This window comes from Francisella sp. SYW-9 (genome assembly GCF_008711465.1).
In the GTDB taxonomy this organism is placed as follows: Bacteria; Pseudomonadota; Gammaproteobacteria; order Francisellales; family Francisellaceae; genus Francisella.
Genome location: NZ_VXKQ01000026.1, coordinates 34,138 through 50,457, shown reverse-complemented (window position 1 = coordinate 50,457; position 16,320 = coordinate 34,138). Strand labels below are relative to the sequence as shown.

Below are 16,320 nucleotides of genomic sequence, written 5' to 3'. Positions count from 1 at the left end.
CAGACCATTGTTTTACTCTTTAATAAGTTTAGCAATTTGAGAAATGATTTTATTATTATTTAACCAATTAAAGTGACCAGCCTCCATATGTTGTAAATTGATTTTATTTAAATCAATATAGTCATCTAAATAATTACATATAGTTGATTTAACATAATGAGATTCGGCAACTTCATAAGTATCAATGACTTGCTTAGTAGCACTAGGATTTCTTTGTAAATCAAAACCTTCAACTTCATTAGCCTTAATAAAATTGATTCTTGTATTTTCTAAGTTTAGATCCGATACATTTGGGCTATAATGATAGTTTATTTCATCTTCCAAATGACATTTTAGTTCTTTAAGGTTAGTCGAGTTGACGACTTTCTTAAAATTAAAGTATGGATCAATAAGAGTAATACTCTCAACAGAAAATCCTTTTCTTAAGAGATTTAGGGCTACTTCAAAGGCTAAAGTTCCGCCAAAGCTCCAACCAAATAATATATAGGGTCCTTTAGGGTTTATTAATAACATTTCTCGAACATATGACTCAGCAAGGCTTTCATAAGTTATTCTTTCTTGGGCCGTGCTATTAAGTGCACCGGCATATAGATAATAATTGTTAAAAAGTGTACATCTGTAGTCATCTAGCTTTGTAACAATATTGTTTATATAACTTTCTGCTCCACCATCACCTGGAGGTAAGAAGAATACTTGTTGAGGTTTATCTTTATTAAACTCGATAAATTTTTCATAATCAATAGAATCACTTTGACTAAAATATGTATTCTTATGATTTATATTGTTAGAGCAGAATTCCATAATCTTGATAACATTAGATTTTAATGTATCTATAAATCTAGCTGAATAATTTAACTCTAAAGCAGATTCAATATACATACAAAGACAATCATTTTGATCAATTAAAGCATTAATGCTTATAGTCATCGGCTCTTTATTATCTGGGTGAATAACCTGTCCGACATCTTTTAGAGATATTTTCCAATCTGTTTCGGATTCATTTTGTAGCTTCCCTAAGTAGTTAAAGACTATAGTAGGTAGTTCATTATTTGGTAAAGCATTCTTCATATATTTGAAAATACCATATCCAATACCATTATTAGGTATATGTCTTAGATCTTCTTTGACATTTAATATAGAGTTAGCAAGGCTGTTATTATCTATATTGACTTTAAACGGAAATTGAGTTGTAAACCATCCTATAGTATTACTAACATCTATTGATTTATCTATTTGTTCACGACCGTGACCTTCTAAAGTCACTAAATGTTTACTACTATCGCCAAATATTTCTCTCATAGTTAAGCCTAATGCTACTAAGAGTATTTCATTAGGCTTTGTTTTAAATAGTTTGGCTGAGTTAGAAACCAGCTTTGAAGTATCTTCTGAACCTAATTTAAAACTAAAATGCCTATGCTTTTCAATAGTATTTATAATAGGCATATTACATGTGGCTCTATATAAATATCGCCAGTATTCAATTTCGTTCTTATGCTTGTCAGCATATGTATTCATAGTATAAACCCATTGATGGTAGCTACTGGTTTTTTTAGTTAACAATTCTTCCTGATAATATAGGGTCTTAAGATCTTCAATAAATATATTCGCAGAAACAATATCTGTTATAAGGTGGTGTAAAGATAACCAAATGAAGTTGTCTTTGCTAACTGTATCTTCAATATAGGCAATATTCCATAATGGTGTTTTTTCTATATTAAAGTTAGTTTGCCATTCTGTCATTTGATACTCTAAACTTTTACTAGTAGTATCATTTATATAATGTTTAATATCAATATCATTGATTTTTTCTAGATATTCTTGATTCCATTTTTGGTTTTCATCTTGTATAAATCTTACTCTGAGAATATCATGATGATTCACTAGCTTATGCAATGCTAACTTTAATTTATCCAAATCTAAATTAGGCGTTTTTACTTTATACGCTTGATTCCAATAATGTATGTTATTAAAGTTTTGTTTAAAAAACCATGACTGGATTGGAAGTAAGTCAAACCTACCTTTCAATATTCCTTGCTCAGAAATAGTGCTATAGTTTTTTTCTGAATTATTTTTTAGATGTTTTGCAAGGTTTTTAAGTATCTTATATTCAAAAATATCTTTAACACTACACTCAAGTTCTAACTTTCTTAGCTTTGAGCTTAGTTGGATACTCAAAATTGAATCCCCACCAATTTTAAAGAAGTTATCATTTATGCTAACTTTTTCAATATTTAATATTTCTTGCCAAGTTGAGCATAATAATGTTTCTAATTTATTTCTTGGTGCTTGATACTCTTCTGTATCGATATTTTTAGGGTCTGGTAGGGCTTTATGGTCTACTTTACCATTAGTTGTAAGTGGAAGCTTATCAAGTTTTATAATAGTACTTGGAACCATATATTCAGGTAGTGTCTTAGATAGTTCTGCTAATATGCTATCTTCAGTTAGCTTAAAGGAGCTGTCTGAGACATAATATCCTACAAGATATTTAGTATTTCGTTGCGCATGACTTTTTGCTAGTACTATAGACTGCTTAATTCCATTTATATTTAGAATTTGACTTTCTATCTCACCAAGCTCTATTCTGAATCCACGAATCTTAACCTGGAAATCATTTCTACCGACATATTCGATATTACCATCAGGTAACCATCTTACTAAATCACCAGTTTTGTATAGTTTGGTATAACCATTAGCAATATCAGCTTCTGTAGCAAATGGATTATTGATAAATTTCTCATCTGTTAGGTCTTGTCTATTTAAGTATCCTCTAGCCACACCAACACCAGCTATATGTAGTTCACCAGTAACACCTATAGCAACAGGCTTAAGGTTGGAGTCAAGAATATAAGAGCGAGTATTACTTAAAGGTTTTCCTATAGGCATATTCTCTCTTCTAGATTTATAGATATGTTGTATACATGTTACAGTCGCCTCTGTTGGACCATATGCATTAACTAGATTTATTTCTGTTGTATATAGTCTATTTGCTAGTTCAATTGGAAGCATTTCAGCACCCACAATTATTCTTTTTAAACCTCCTAAATCTTTGTTATTCAGTGAGTTTATAAAAGAAGGAGTTAGATCTACATGAGTAACATGATGCTGATGAATTAAATCTTTCAAAGGTTGTTTTAATTCGGTTATATTTTCTCCTAATACTAGTTTTGATCCTGAGGCTAGACTTAGTATAAAATTCTCAACAAAAACGTCAAAAATATATGAAGCCAGTAATAGTACAACCTCATCATCACTAAATGATAAAGACTCTCTTTGAGCAAAAAATAGATTCACAACTGATTTATGTTGAATCATAACGCCTTTAGGAAGTCCAGTAGTACCGGATGTATAAATAACATAAGCTAAGTTATTAGGTTTGGTATTTAAATTAAGAGATTTATTATCTTGTTGAGATATTATATCTTGATCGATGATAATGCTATGTATATCAAAGTCATTGAAAGTGTGTTGTATATGCCTTTGGGTTATTAATACAGAAGCATTAGTATCATTGATGATATGCTTAGCTCTTTGTTTAGGAAGTTTAGGATCAATAGGAACATAAGCAGCACCAGCTTTGATAACAGCTAATATGCTAATAACAATATCTAAGCTTCTATTAAGGCAAAGAGGTATTAATGTATCAGCTGTAAGTTCTTTATTGTTGATATGTTTATATTGTTGTCTTATATATCTAGCTAGTTGATTTGCTTTTTGATCTAGCTGCTTATAAGTAAGCTCTTGGTTATCATATACAACAGCGATATTGTTAGGGGTTTTTTCAACTTGTTGTTGGAAGAGATCGGTTATAGTTTGCTGTGTTGGATAGTTAGCATCTGTATTATTCCAACCATATACTATTGTTTGGTATTCTTCTTGAGTCAGTAACGTTAACTGATTATGACTCTTGTTAATATCCTGGCCAATTTGGTTTAATAATAAGATTAATTTATCAAGATGCTGTTGAGCTTTACCTTTGCTTAATATTTCATCAGAGCTACTTAAGTTTATTATCAGCTTATTATCATGTTCATATCCCATTATTCCAATAGGGTAGTCAAGTTTTTCAATAGCCTCTTTAAACTGAGCATCTAGCTGGTATTGTTTTTGAGGTTTTTTCTCAGGTACAGGATAATTTTCAAAAACAAATAAACTATCAAATAATCGTTGAGATCCATCTTGTAAAGAAGATAAATCAGCGTATGAGTTATTATTCATATCGATAATATTTTTATGGATAGAATTTAACTGCTCTTTAATACTCAAATCATTATCCCAATCAATAACTAAAGGTAAAGTGTTAATATATAATCCAACACTGTTTTCTATACCTTCAATAGGGATATCCCTACCAGATATTGTTGTGCCAACAATACTTTGTTTATCTTGAGTATATATTGTTATAAGTTTGTGCCATACAAATTGAAGTATGGTATTTAGTGTTATCCCTTGTGTTATACAAATGTCTTTTAATTTGCTATATAGATCTGCCTGAATAGTTATAGATTGTGTATAAGGTTTTTCAAGAGAGTGGACGCTTTTTATATTCTTATTTTTATCTATAAGAATATTTAGGTTGTTTGGTTCAATGTTTAAGAGTTTATCTTGCCAATACTTATTAACAAGGTCTTTATTTTGTTGAATATATAGCTGAGCATTTATATAAGAGTTATCAGGAGTTATGGTTAGATCATTATTAAGACAGATATTGATATAATATTGATGTACTTGATCAAGTAAGATAGGTGTACTCCATCCATCATTTATTATATGATGAACTGACTTTAATATTGTATAGTGTTCTTGATTTTGTTTTATGATATATATTCTTAGAGGAGTTGGTTTTGTTAGGTCAAAGGCTTTTTTCCTATCTTCTAGCTGAATATCTCTAATGATACGATCTTTATTTTTAGATTGTGTAAGATCTATAAAGTGATGCTCCAGAACTCCTTTATTATGTATTATTTGAATTAATTCTTCTTCCCAATTAAAGCAAGTTCTTAAGATAGGGTTTGTTGCTATTGCAAGATCCCATGCTTGTATATATTTTTCTATATTAAGTTGTGATTTGTAATCAAACATTAGCTGGATTCTATAAGCATCATCATCTTTTTGAGATAAGCTATGGTAGATAAATCCTTGTTGTAAACTGTTAGTAGGTAAAATATTTTCAACATTATCAGAGTATATTCTATCAAATAGATCAATACTTAAATTGATATTGTAGTCACTAGGAGTAAAGAAGCTTTGATTCTGTGAAACAATAGTAGATGTATGCTCAATAACTTTTTGCAAGTTGTTAATTAAGCTTTCAGCTATATTATTTGTAATTGAACTTCCAAGCTTAGTAGCTACATTGAATTTCAATTGTCCTTTCGAGATCAAACCATTGATGTTTATGAAGTTATAATCATCGTTATCTAGATGCATGCTTAGTCCACTATTTTCTGCGACTACTTGCCAGTTACTATTCTTGTTATCGAATTGTCCAAGGTAGTTAAAGCTAATAGGTGGTAGTTTGGTATAACTTTCAACCACCCCAAATCCTATACCTTTTTCAGGGATAGATCTTAGGTTTTCTTTAATGAACTTGATACTATCTTGAACACTACCTTTAGTTTCAAGAATAACTGGATACATAGTTGTGAACCATCCTACTGTGTGGTTGATATCTATATTGTCAGCTATATTTTCTCTACCATGTCCTTCAAGTGTTATAGCATTAGTAGATTGCTTAGCCCAGTCTTCTAATGTATAGGCTAATGCAGTAAGTAATAAGTCATTTATCTCTGTATGATATGCTTTATTAGCTTGTTGTAATAGTATTTCAGTATAGTTTTGATTTAATGAGACATTGGTAAATGAGATTGGTTGTGATTTAATATCATATTTTGGAGTTTTTGATATGATGTTAAGCCAGTATTCGTTATCAGTTTTATAGTTACTAATAAGTCTAGAATATTGTCTAAAGCTGGTTGCTTTAGATAGTAATTGCTCTTGGTTATAAATACATTTAAAGTCTTCGGCTAATATTCTCCAACTAACTCCATCAACTATTAGATGATGTAATGCAAAGTAAAGTCTTGCACTACCATCTTCATACCCATATAAATATCCAACCTTGAATAAATCACCATCCTGTATATCAAAGTTACTTTGCCATGAAGTAAGAGTAGTTTCGATATCTTGTTGAGAAAGGTTAGATATATCTAGAGTTTTGATAGTAGGTATTTGTATATTTTTTTGATACAACTGAGTATAAGTTCCATCAGGTTGTTTTATAAATCTAGCTCTTAATATGTCGTGGTGTTTAACAAGCTCAGCTAATACATTAGGTATCTTTTTAATATCTAGTATAGGAGTTTTAATAATGAAAGACTGATTCCAATGATTATACTTTTTAAACCTATCAAGGTTTACCATATCGAAGAACCATTTTTGTACAGGAAGAAGGGGGATATTACCTTCTAATATTCCTTCTTCTTTAAGAATATTTTGTTTTTGTTTAGTTTTGGATATATGTGATTCAAGGTTTAAGATATTACGATTATCAAAAATATCTTTAACACTACATTCAAATCCTAATTTTCTTAGCTTTGAGCTTAACTGGATGCTCAATATTGAGTCGCCACCAATTCTAAAGAAGTCATCTTTTATACCGATATTTTCAATATTTAATATTTCTTGCCATATAGTACAAAGCTGCTTTTGTAACTCTGTGGAGGCAGCAAGATAGTCATTTTTGCTTATCTCTAGAGATGGTTCAGGAAGAGCCTTGCGATCTAGTTTACCATTTACAGTTAATGGCATTGATTTAAGGTGAATGAATATGTTAGGGATCATATAGTCAGGAAGGGTTCTAGATAATTCAGTTATTAGGTATTGATCATCTAGTTTTGAATCACAAGCATAATAAGCTATTAATGATTTTATATTTTGTTTTTCACTGACAAGCACACAAACTTGCTTAATCCCATCGATATTGTTTAATTGGTTTTCTATTTCACCAAGCTCGATTCTAAGTCCACGGATCTTAACCTGGAAATCATTTCTACCGACATATTCGATATTACCATCAGGTAACCATCTTACTAAATCACCAGTTTTGTATAGTTTGGTATATCCATTAGCAATATCAGCTTCTGTAGCAAATGGATTATTGATAAATTTCTCATCTGTTAGGTCTTGTCTATTTAAGTATCCATTATCTAAATCTACAGCCCCTAAATATAATTCTCCTAGCACTCCTACAGGAACAGGTTGACTATTTTGGTTTAATATATATGTTTTTATATTATCTATTGGTTTACCAATAGGGATAATAGTATCATCTAAGCCAATATCATTGAAAGATGTAACATCTATCGCTACTTCAGTAGGTCCATATAGGTTATTTAACTTAACCTCACTAAATAGTTTTTTAAACTCTTTTGCAACACTAACAGATAAAGCTTCTCCACTAGTAAAAACATCTTTCATACAAGTATGAGATATTTCTATAGAGTTAACATAAGATAAGAATGCAGATAGCATACTAGGAACAAAGTGTAACTTAGTTATATTATTACTAAGTATTAAGTTATATAGGTACTGAGGATCTTTATGTCCTTCTGGCTTTGCTATGTGTAATTGGCTAGATGATATTAGTGGCAATAATAACTCCCATACAGATACATCGAAGATATAAGGTGTTTTTTGTAAAACATTATCATCGGTGTTGAAATTATATTGACCCCTTTGCCATACTAACCTATTAACTAATAATCTATGTGTGATAACAGCACCTTTTGGTAGTCCAGTAGTACCACTTGTATATATAACATATGCTAAATCTGTTGAATTATTATATGGTTTTAGGTTTGAGCTATCTTCATGGGAATATATATAATTATCCTGATTAGTCTCTAAATCGAGAGATATTAACTTAGCATTTTTTACTATCTCGATTAATTTATTTGCTATATGGTTTTGAGTAATAACTATTTTTGCATCAGTATCTGTCAGTATATGTTTAAACCTTTCAGCTGGGTACTCAGGATCCATAGGTACATATGCTCCTCCTGATTTCATAACGCCTAATATAGCAATAACCATCTCAAAACTTCTTTCCAAACATAATGGAACTAAAGTATTTGCTTGAAACTTTTGCTTGGTGATATTTTTATATTGTTTACGTATATATCGAGCTACCTGATTACTTTTTTCATTAAGTTCTTTGTATGTAAGTTTTTGATCTTCGAATACTAAAGCTATATTATTTGGATTCTTTTCTACCTGTTCTTCAAATAGCTTATGGAAAGTTTTATTATTCGGATAATCAACAACTGTTTGATTCCAATCATATACTATTTTTTGGTATTCTTCTGGGCTTAAAATATTATAATTTAGTAATTTCCTATTCTTATCTAATAGTTGTTTTAAAATTAATCTATAATGTTGAGAGAATGCTTCTATAGTTTCTCTTTTGAATAAGCTTGTTGCATACCTTACCTCTAATAAGAATTCCTCGTTTGAATCATTGACAAAAAATTCAATATCAAATTTAGAAATATTGTATTCAGGGGTGGTTACTTTAAATAAGTTGTTCTCAATTGGAGCAAAACTCTGTAGACCAAACATCACCTGAAATATAGGGTGCTTACTTTGATCTTGTTGGACATTTAATTCAGCAATTAGTTTTTCTAATGGTATGTTTTGATATTTTTGTACTTTTGCAAGGTTGTTTTGGACTTGTTTTATAAGATCTTTACTTGTTTGCTCAGGATCTATAATTTCTCTTAATACAATACTATTGGCAAAAAAACCTATTAAATCGTGAAGTTGGCTATGATCACGTCCAGCAACGGGAGTCCCTATAACTATATCTTTTTGGCTTGTGTATTTATGTAAAAGTATAAAAAAACCGCTAAGTAAAACAGAGTATAGAGAAGAATTTTCATCTTTAGCTAACCTCTTTAACGAGTTTGATATTTCTATCCCTAAATTAAGTTCGATTAAATCACCCTGATAACTGATTTTTGAAGGTCTTGTGAAATCTGTTTGTAAATTTAAAGTTTCATAATTTGATAATTTCTCTTTCCAAAAATTTAAGTATTTTGCTAACACATCTTTACTTAAGTACTTCTTTTGCCATATTGCAAAATCATTGTACTGTATAGAAAGTTCTGGTAAGTCTAATGAGCTAGATTGGCTAGTGTAATATTTAAGATGTTCTTTGAACTCTCTCAGAAATATATCAATAGACCATCCATCAGAAACTATATGATGAAAGTTTATTAGAAGTTCTATTTGACCTTCTTTATGATATAAAGAAGCTCTAAAAGGCAGATCATTGCTAAGATCAAAATGTCTGTTTATATCACTTTTAAGTTGTTGAGCTAAGTTGTCAGTTGATGAACTATATTCATCTATAATAATAGCTTTATCAGAATACCTTTGAAAACTACTTCCTTTATCATCTTGTTTGATTTGAGATGTTAGAACTTTATGTCTAGAAGCTATTGATACTATTGATTTCTTAATGGCATTTGTACAAATGCTATTTTTAAATATTAATAATAAAGGGATATGATAAGCATTAGTTCCAGATTCATACTGCTCTATAAACCATAGTTTTTCTTGAGCATATGAAAGGATAGCAGAATCTTTATTTAGTTTTGGAATGGTTGTATTCCTAGTAGTTTTACTTTCTAAAAAGTTAGCTAGTTTAGATATTTGTTTATGTGTAAGAATATCGGCTAAACTAACTTCCCTAGATAAATCACTTGCAATTTGAGATGCTAACTTCATTGCCAGTATGCTACTACCGCCTATTTTGAAGAAATCATCAATAATTCCTATCTTGCTTACACCTAAAATATTCTCCCATATTTTACAAAGTTTTTTCTCTAGTTTAGTCGTCGGTTTTTTATATGAAGTTCCGATAGGCTGATCTATATCAGGCAAGCTTTTACGGTCTAATTTACCATTTACAGTTAATGGCAGATTATCTAGTCTTATAAGAGCATTAGGGATCATGTAATCAGGTAAGTACTCAGCTAGAGTTTCTTCTAATACACCATCATTTAATTCTTTTGCATTCTCTGTTGTATAATAACCTACCAAATATAACTCTTTTGTTTGTGCATTTTGTTTTGCAGTTACTACACTTTGTTTTATTTGAGGCAAGTTATTTAAAACGGCTTCTATTTCTCCTAATTCAACTCTATAGCCTCTGATTTTAATTTGAAAATCATTTCTCTCAATATATTCGATGTTACCATCAGGTAGCCACCTCACACGATCTCCAGTTTTATAAAGGTGTGTATAACCATTTAGCTTATCTTCTTTAGATGCAAAATTATTATTAATAAACTTTGAAGCAGTTAGAATATCGTTATTTAAATAACCTCTAGATAGACCAGCCCCACCAATATATAATTCACCAGTCACACCTACAGGTACTGGTTGAAGATTATCGTCAAGTATATAAACTTTTTCATTATCTAGAGGCTTACCTATAGGTAGTATTTCTCTTTGAGTATATTTCGTATTTAAGAATATTGCAGTACTACATACAGTGGTTTCTGATGGTCCATAGGCATTTATTATTTCTATACCATTGCTTAAGATATTTTCAGTATCTTTTGCGTATATTTTTTCGACACCTGTAAAAATAGTTTTTAAGTCTTTGAGTTTATTTTTTGCTAAAAATAAAGAGAGCTCTTTAATATAAAAAGGAGGTATATAAGCAAACTGTATTTTTTTTGAGTCTAAATATCTAAAGTAAGATATAGGGTTAAGCCTAGTTTCATCATTTAATATATGTAACTCTTTAGAGAAACAAATACTTGAAAATATCTCAAATACAGAAACATCAAAGAAATATGAAGTCCATAATACAGTTTTTTTTGCATTAGAGAACAGTGTTTTATCAGATAATGTTTGGATGATATTTTTATGTTCAATCATTACCCCTTTTGGAGTACCTGTGGTTCCTGAAGTATAAATCACATAAGCTAAACTTTTAGGATTATTAATAATATTTAGGTCAGAACTATCAATATCCAAGTTAGAGAAAATGTCAATTACATAGGTGGTAGTTATTTGCTTGATTTTTACTATTAAAGCTTTTTGTGAAACAATAAGCTTCGCTTGAGTATCAGAAAAGATGTGCTTTAGTCTTTCTTTAGGAGCATTAGGATCGATAGGTACATATGCGGCACCTGCCTTTATGACCCCTAATATAGCAATTACTGTTTCTAAGCTTCTTTCTAAGCATATAGGGATTAGTGTGTCTGGTTTGATTTCTTTATTTGTAATTTGTTTATATTTTTGTCTTATATATCTAGCTAGTTGATTACTTTTCTCATTTAACTCTTTATAAGTTAGCTTTTGATTTTCAAAAACCAAAGCTATTTTACTTGGGCTTTTTACCACTTGTTGTTCAAAGAGCTCTTGTAAGGTTTTATTATCTGGGTAATTTTGAAGAGTCTTATTTTTGTTATATATAATATTTTGATACTCTGAACTATCTAGTAAAGAGAATTCTGTTAAATTTATAGATCCATCATCTAAAAGAATATTTACAAGTTTATCAAAAGAGTTTTTAACTAATTTAATAAATCCTTCAAAAAAAATATTTTTTTTGCAGATAAGTTTAAATTTTAGATTTTCTGGTGAATATTCGTCATATAATAGTGCTAAGTCACTAATAGATTCATCCGACCATGACATGTTCACTGGTTTGATGTTGAGCTTATCTAATGAAAACTCCAAAGAGTTTAAATTTGCCTGCCCCATGCTAACATTTAGAGAATTATCACTAATTTCATTTTTTAGCTTTCTTTGATCACTTATAATATTACTTAGAGAGTAGTCTTGGAATTTTCTTGTTAGTTTACGTTGGTTCTTTAGGCTTTCTAAAAGCTCATTAAATGTGGTTATCTTCTCCAAGTTTATTTTTAAAAGGATATTGTTTACAAAACATCCTGTTACATTTTTAAAACCTTTTGGGCGAGTATCTACTGGATAGCTTATTAAAAAGTCTTTTTGGGCGCTAAGCTTCGAAACTATCAGAGCATATATCGCTGAGATAAGTATAAATGGAGTAACTTTATAACTTCTTGCTATAGATTTAAATTTTTTAGTCTTTATCTCATCAAAGTTGAAAAATAAATAATCTGCAAGGTTGTCAGCTTTCTTATTTATATTGCTCTTATAAGGTAGGCTAACATTTAGAGGCGTATCACCGATAAACTCTTCCCAGAAACTTTTTGCTTGTTTATTAAAATCGTCTGTTAATATTAACTTTTCTGCGGCAACAGCTTCGGTAAAAGATTCAAGATTATATGAAATTTCTTTATTAAAGACAATATTATTATAGTTTTGGGAGATTTGATTTACTATTTGTACTTGGCATGTAGCATCTTGAATAATATGATGGGCTGAGGTTAATATAAAATAGTGCGTGTTTTTATCAATTTCTATAATATAAAAGTTGTTTAAGACATCTTTTGTTAGATCAAATTTTTTATCTAGTAATTCTCTTAATATTTCCTCAATATTTTTTCTAGTATCATCTTCTTTAAGAGTTAGTTCTATATAGAAATCATCTATACTGTAATCTCCGTAAAAACATTTTTCACCATTTTGAGAGTACCTGGCATGGAAAACCTCATTATCATTAATAAACTTTTGACATGCTTGTTTTAAAGAATCTTTTTTGAGATTGCCTTTGATTTTGTATACTAAAGAAAGGTTGTATTTAGTGCTGATAGGGTCAATTGCCCACTCTAAGAAGAATCTTTTTTGGTGATATGATATTGGTAAAAATTTTTTCATATAAAAGTTTCCTAAATCTAATATGTCCCATAATACATACTACATGATTTTGTCTTTTATATAACCAAATATAATTAAACATTGATGTGCAATTTTGCAGATAGTTGAATTTAATCTGATATTTTTTAGAGTTATTGTGGTTTTAAAAATATAGTAATTTATTTTAAGATAAAACTCTTCTTATACACTTAAGACATTGATTCTAACCTTAATAAAAGCACTTTCTTCTCTAATCCGCCAGTATAGCCACCAAGCTTACCATTAGCATTAATCACTCTATGACAAGGTATGATTATAGGTAGCAGATTTTTACCATTAGCATTTGCAACAGCTCTAAAAGCAGTTGGTTTGCCGATATTTATAGCTTCTTGCTGATAACTAATAGTTTTTCCATATGGGATTTTTAGTAATTCTTGCCAGACTTGTTTTTGAAACTCTGTACCTGTTAGTTTAATTGGGATAGAGAACTTTTTTAACTTTTTACTAAAATATTGATCTAGCTCAAACTTGACCTTTTCTAAGATATTATTTTTCTGAAAGCTTAACCTTGCAGAATATGCTTTAAGGAGTTTTTCTATTGATTGAATTTTTGAGTCTTTTATATGACAGCAAGTATACAGATATTCATTATCAGCTATGGCTATTATTGTTCCAATTGGAGTCTTTATTTCTTGGATAAAAAAATTGTTTTTAAAGTTGTCTTTGTTTATTTTCTTCAAGGATTCTTTAAGTTTATCTTCTAACATACTTTAAATTATCTAAAGATTTTATAGTTAGATAATAATTAAATTTATATAGATAATCTAGCTTATATGAGTTTCATGGAATATTTATCATTTGATTTAACCAAGTTCATACTTATCATTTTATTGTAATAATCCTTTTAATCTTATCAGTCTTTCAATTAAATAGAATCTATACTATATTAGTTATTGTAGGCAGTAGTCTATCGTTGTTGTGAATCTTATAAGTTTGAAAAACATAAGGAACAAGTAAATGAAAAAAATATTAAATAATATATTTATAGCTTACGTGAGTGGTTTGATTAGTGCATGTGTTTTGTACTTTGCTTTTACCTATGCAAAGCAGCAAGGCATATTACTTGATGACACTTTTAAATATACTCTATATCGTTTGATGGTGTGGGGAGGCGTTTGGTCAATACTTTTTGCTTCACCTGTGCCTAAAAACATATTAATTAAAACGGTGATTATTGGAGCAGCCGTAATCCTTTTCAACTTTTTAGTACTTATGCCACATGCTGGTCAAGGATACTTTGGTGTTAATGCTGGCGATGAAGTAATTAGAATGAATATAGTTTTTAACTCTGCATGGGCTTTAGTTGCAGGATTTATATATAGGGTTGTTGTTATCAACGAAGTTTAGTAATCAATAACTTAGTATCTTAACTCATCTTGTCTGGATGTGCTTTTTTCACTTTATATCATTAAAATAGCGTTAATAAATATTGCTATTTAGTTTTATCTAGTTGTAAATAATTGTCTATATAACTTGTATTTATTAAAAGAGTCCTTATATCTAGTATTAGGATATTTATAGTAATTATGTGTGGCATCTTTATAAAGGTGGTGCGCGACTTAATTTAGGAGTTATATAATGGCAGATTATTATTCATTACTAGGGGTGAGTAGAGATGCCTCAGAAGCTGATCTAAAAAAAGCATATAGAAGATTAGCAAAGAAGTATCATCCTGATGTTAATAAAGAAAAAGGCGCTGAAGATAAGTTTAAGGAAATCCAAACAGCATATGATGTTTTAGGAGATAAAGAGAAAAGAAAGCTTTATGATACTTATGGGGAAAACTGGGATAAAGTTCAGCAAGGTGGTTTCGGCGGTGGTGGCCCTGGTGGCGGCTTCTCTCAAGGTGGAGGCTCTCAGAGCTTTAATTTTGAAGATTTAGGTGATATCTTTGGAGATCTTTTTGGCGGCGGTGGCGGAGCTCGAGGTTTCGGTGGAGGTCAACCAAGAGCTAGAAAGGGTGAGGATATAGATATATCATTACGCCTAAATGTTGAGGAAGCTATAAAAGGCGGTAAGAGATCAGTTTCTTATAGTTATCAAGAAGCTGGAGCTAACGGTATGCCTACTATGCAACATAAGAATGTTGATGTAAATATACCAGCTGCGATAGGTAATGGTAAGAAGCTTCGCGTAAAGGGTAAAGGTAGTACTGGTGTTGGTGCAAATGCTCCAGCAGGTGATCTGTATATAAAAATAGAAGTAGTGGATTATAAAAATTATAAAGTTGATGGTAATGATGTTTATGAGCATATAAATATTGCGCCATGGGAAGCAGCTTTAGGTACAACCCTGGAAATTGACACTCCTTATGGTAAGAAAAAAATGAAAGTCCCTGAAGGAAGTCAATCAGGGCGTAAAATGCGTATAAAAGGAAAAGGTCTTGGTACAGGAGATTTTTATATAGTTTATGATGTCAAGCTACCTCTTGCAGATACCGATGAGAAAAAAGAATTTTACAAGCAAATGCAAGAAAAAATGAACTTTGATCCAAGGGCTTAATTACTTTCTTTGCAGCCTTCTCCTATTTCCAAATTCAATTATAAAATAACTTGTAAGTATTAATATACCGCCAATAATGGTCGATAAATATATTTTCTCATCATTAATTACTCTACCAAAAAAAGTAGCAAAAATAGGTTCAAATGAGAAAATTACGGCTACTTCTGCCATGCTTAGATATTTTTGATATGTGTTTTGTAGGTAATAGCACACAATCGTTGTGATTGAGCAGAAAATTAAAGAGATTACCAAAATATAATTAAACTGTAAATACATGGAATGTATATCTGAAATAAGAGGAATAGGTATGCCAAAAATAATTTGTAAAACTATAAGTAAGCGTAAATCTTTGAAGATTTCAGTATCTTGGTTTTTTCTAGTTTCATAGCTTAGATAAACTACAGATAGTGCATAGACTAAAGCGCATAGTATTGACCAAAGATATCCTATAGTAAAGTTATCAAAGCTAGCTCCAGAAAGAGCATATATACCAACTAAAGATATAAACGATGCTAGTACACTATAGATGGTTAAACGATCAAGCTTAAAGATACTACCAATAAAAGGGATCATAATGACACTGAGAGCTGTGAGAAATGCAGATTCACTTGATGATACTGTGTATAGGCCATGAGTTTGGAAGTAAAAACTTAAGCCTTCTAAAGATCCAAAAATGGCTCCAACCTTTAGTAGGTATTTTTTATGCTTAAAGTTTGATTTTATGATGATAGGTATAAAAAATAGTAGTGAAAGGCCAAGTCTAAATGCTACAAATAATCCAGGTGAGATATAAGCTAGAGAAATTTTAATAAGAGGAAATGTTGCTCCCCAGAATATAGTAACTACAAAAAGAGCTAGCATTGCTTTTCGTTGAAGACTCATATAAAAAATTTTTTAGAAAAAATATGTAGATAGTTTGCAGAGATTTTACATTAAGATCAAGGAGTAAATTGCATG

5 protein-coding genes are annotated in these 16,320 nt (G+C 30.2%); 2 read left to right on the top strand and 3 right to left on the bottom strand.

The features are described from left to right. Positions 1–12: 12 nt before the first annotated feature. A complete protein-coding gene (locus F3D62_RS10170; protein WP_150468139.1) occupies positions 13–12,822 on the bottom strand; it encodes a non-ribosomal peptide synthetase in 12,810 nt (4,269 codons plus the stop codon). Positions 12,823–13,010: 188 nt separating this feature from the next. Further along, the gene (locus F3D62_RS10165) at positions 13,011–13,568 is read right to left on the bottom strand and encodes a methylated-DNA--[protein]-cysteine S-methyltransferase (protein WP_150468138.1); all 558 of its coding nucleotides are present in this window, start codon (positions 13,566–13,568) and stop codon (positions 13,011–13,013) included. Positions 13,569–13,818: 250 nt separating this feature from the next. On the opposite strand from F3D62_RS10165, the gene F3D62_RS10160 reads away from it, so the two are divergent. Both F3D62_RS10160 and F3D62_RS10155 read left to right on the top strand, forming a co-directional pair. Then, positions 13,819–14,208: a membrane lipoprotein gene (locus F3D62_RS10160; protein WP_150468137.1), complete on the top strand. Its 390-nt coding sequence runs from the start codon at positions 13,819–13,821 to the stop codon at positions 14,206–14,208. A 231-nt stretch (positions 14,209–14,439) separates the two neighbouring features. After that, on the top strand, positions 14,440–15,363 hold the full coding sequence (locus F3D62_RS10155) for a DnaJ C-terminal domain-containing protein (RefSeq protein WP_150468136.1): 924 nt from the start codon (positions 14,440–14,442) through the stop codon (positions 15,361–15,363). Here the strand turns inward: F3D62_RS10155 and F3D62_RS10150 are convergent, their stop codons facing one another. Next, positions 15,364–16,245: a DMT family transporter gene (locus F3D62_RS10150; protein ID WP_150468135.1), complete on the bottom strand. Its 882-nt coding sequence runs from the start codon at positions 16,243–16,245 to the stop codon at positions 15,364–15,366. Between the last annotated feature and the right edge of the window lie 75 nt (positions 16,246–16,320).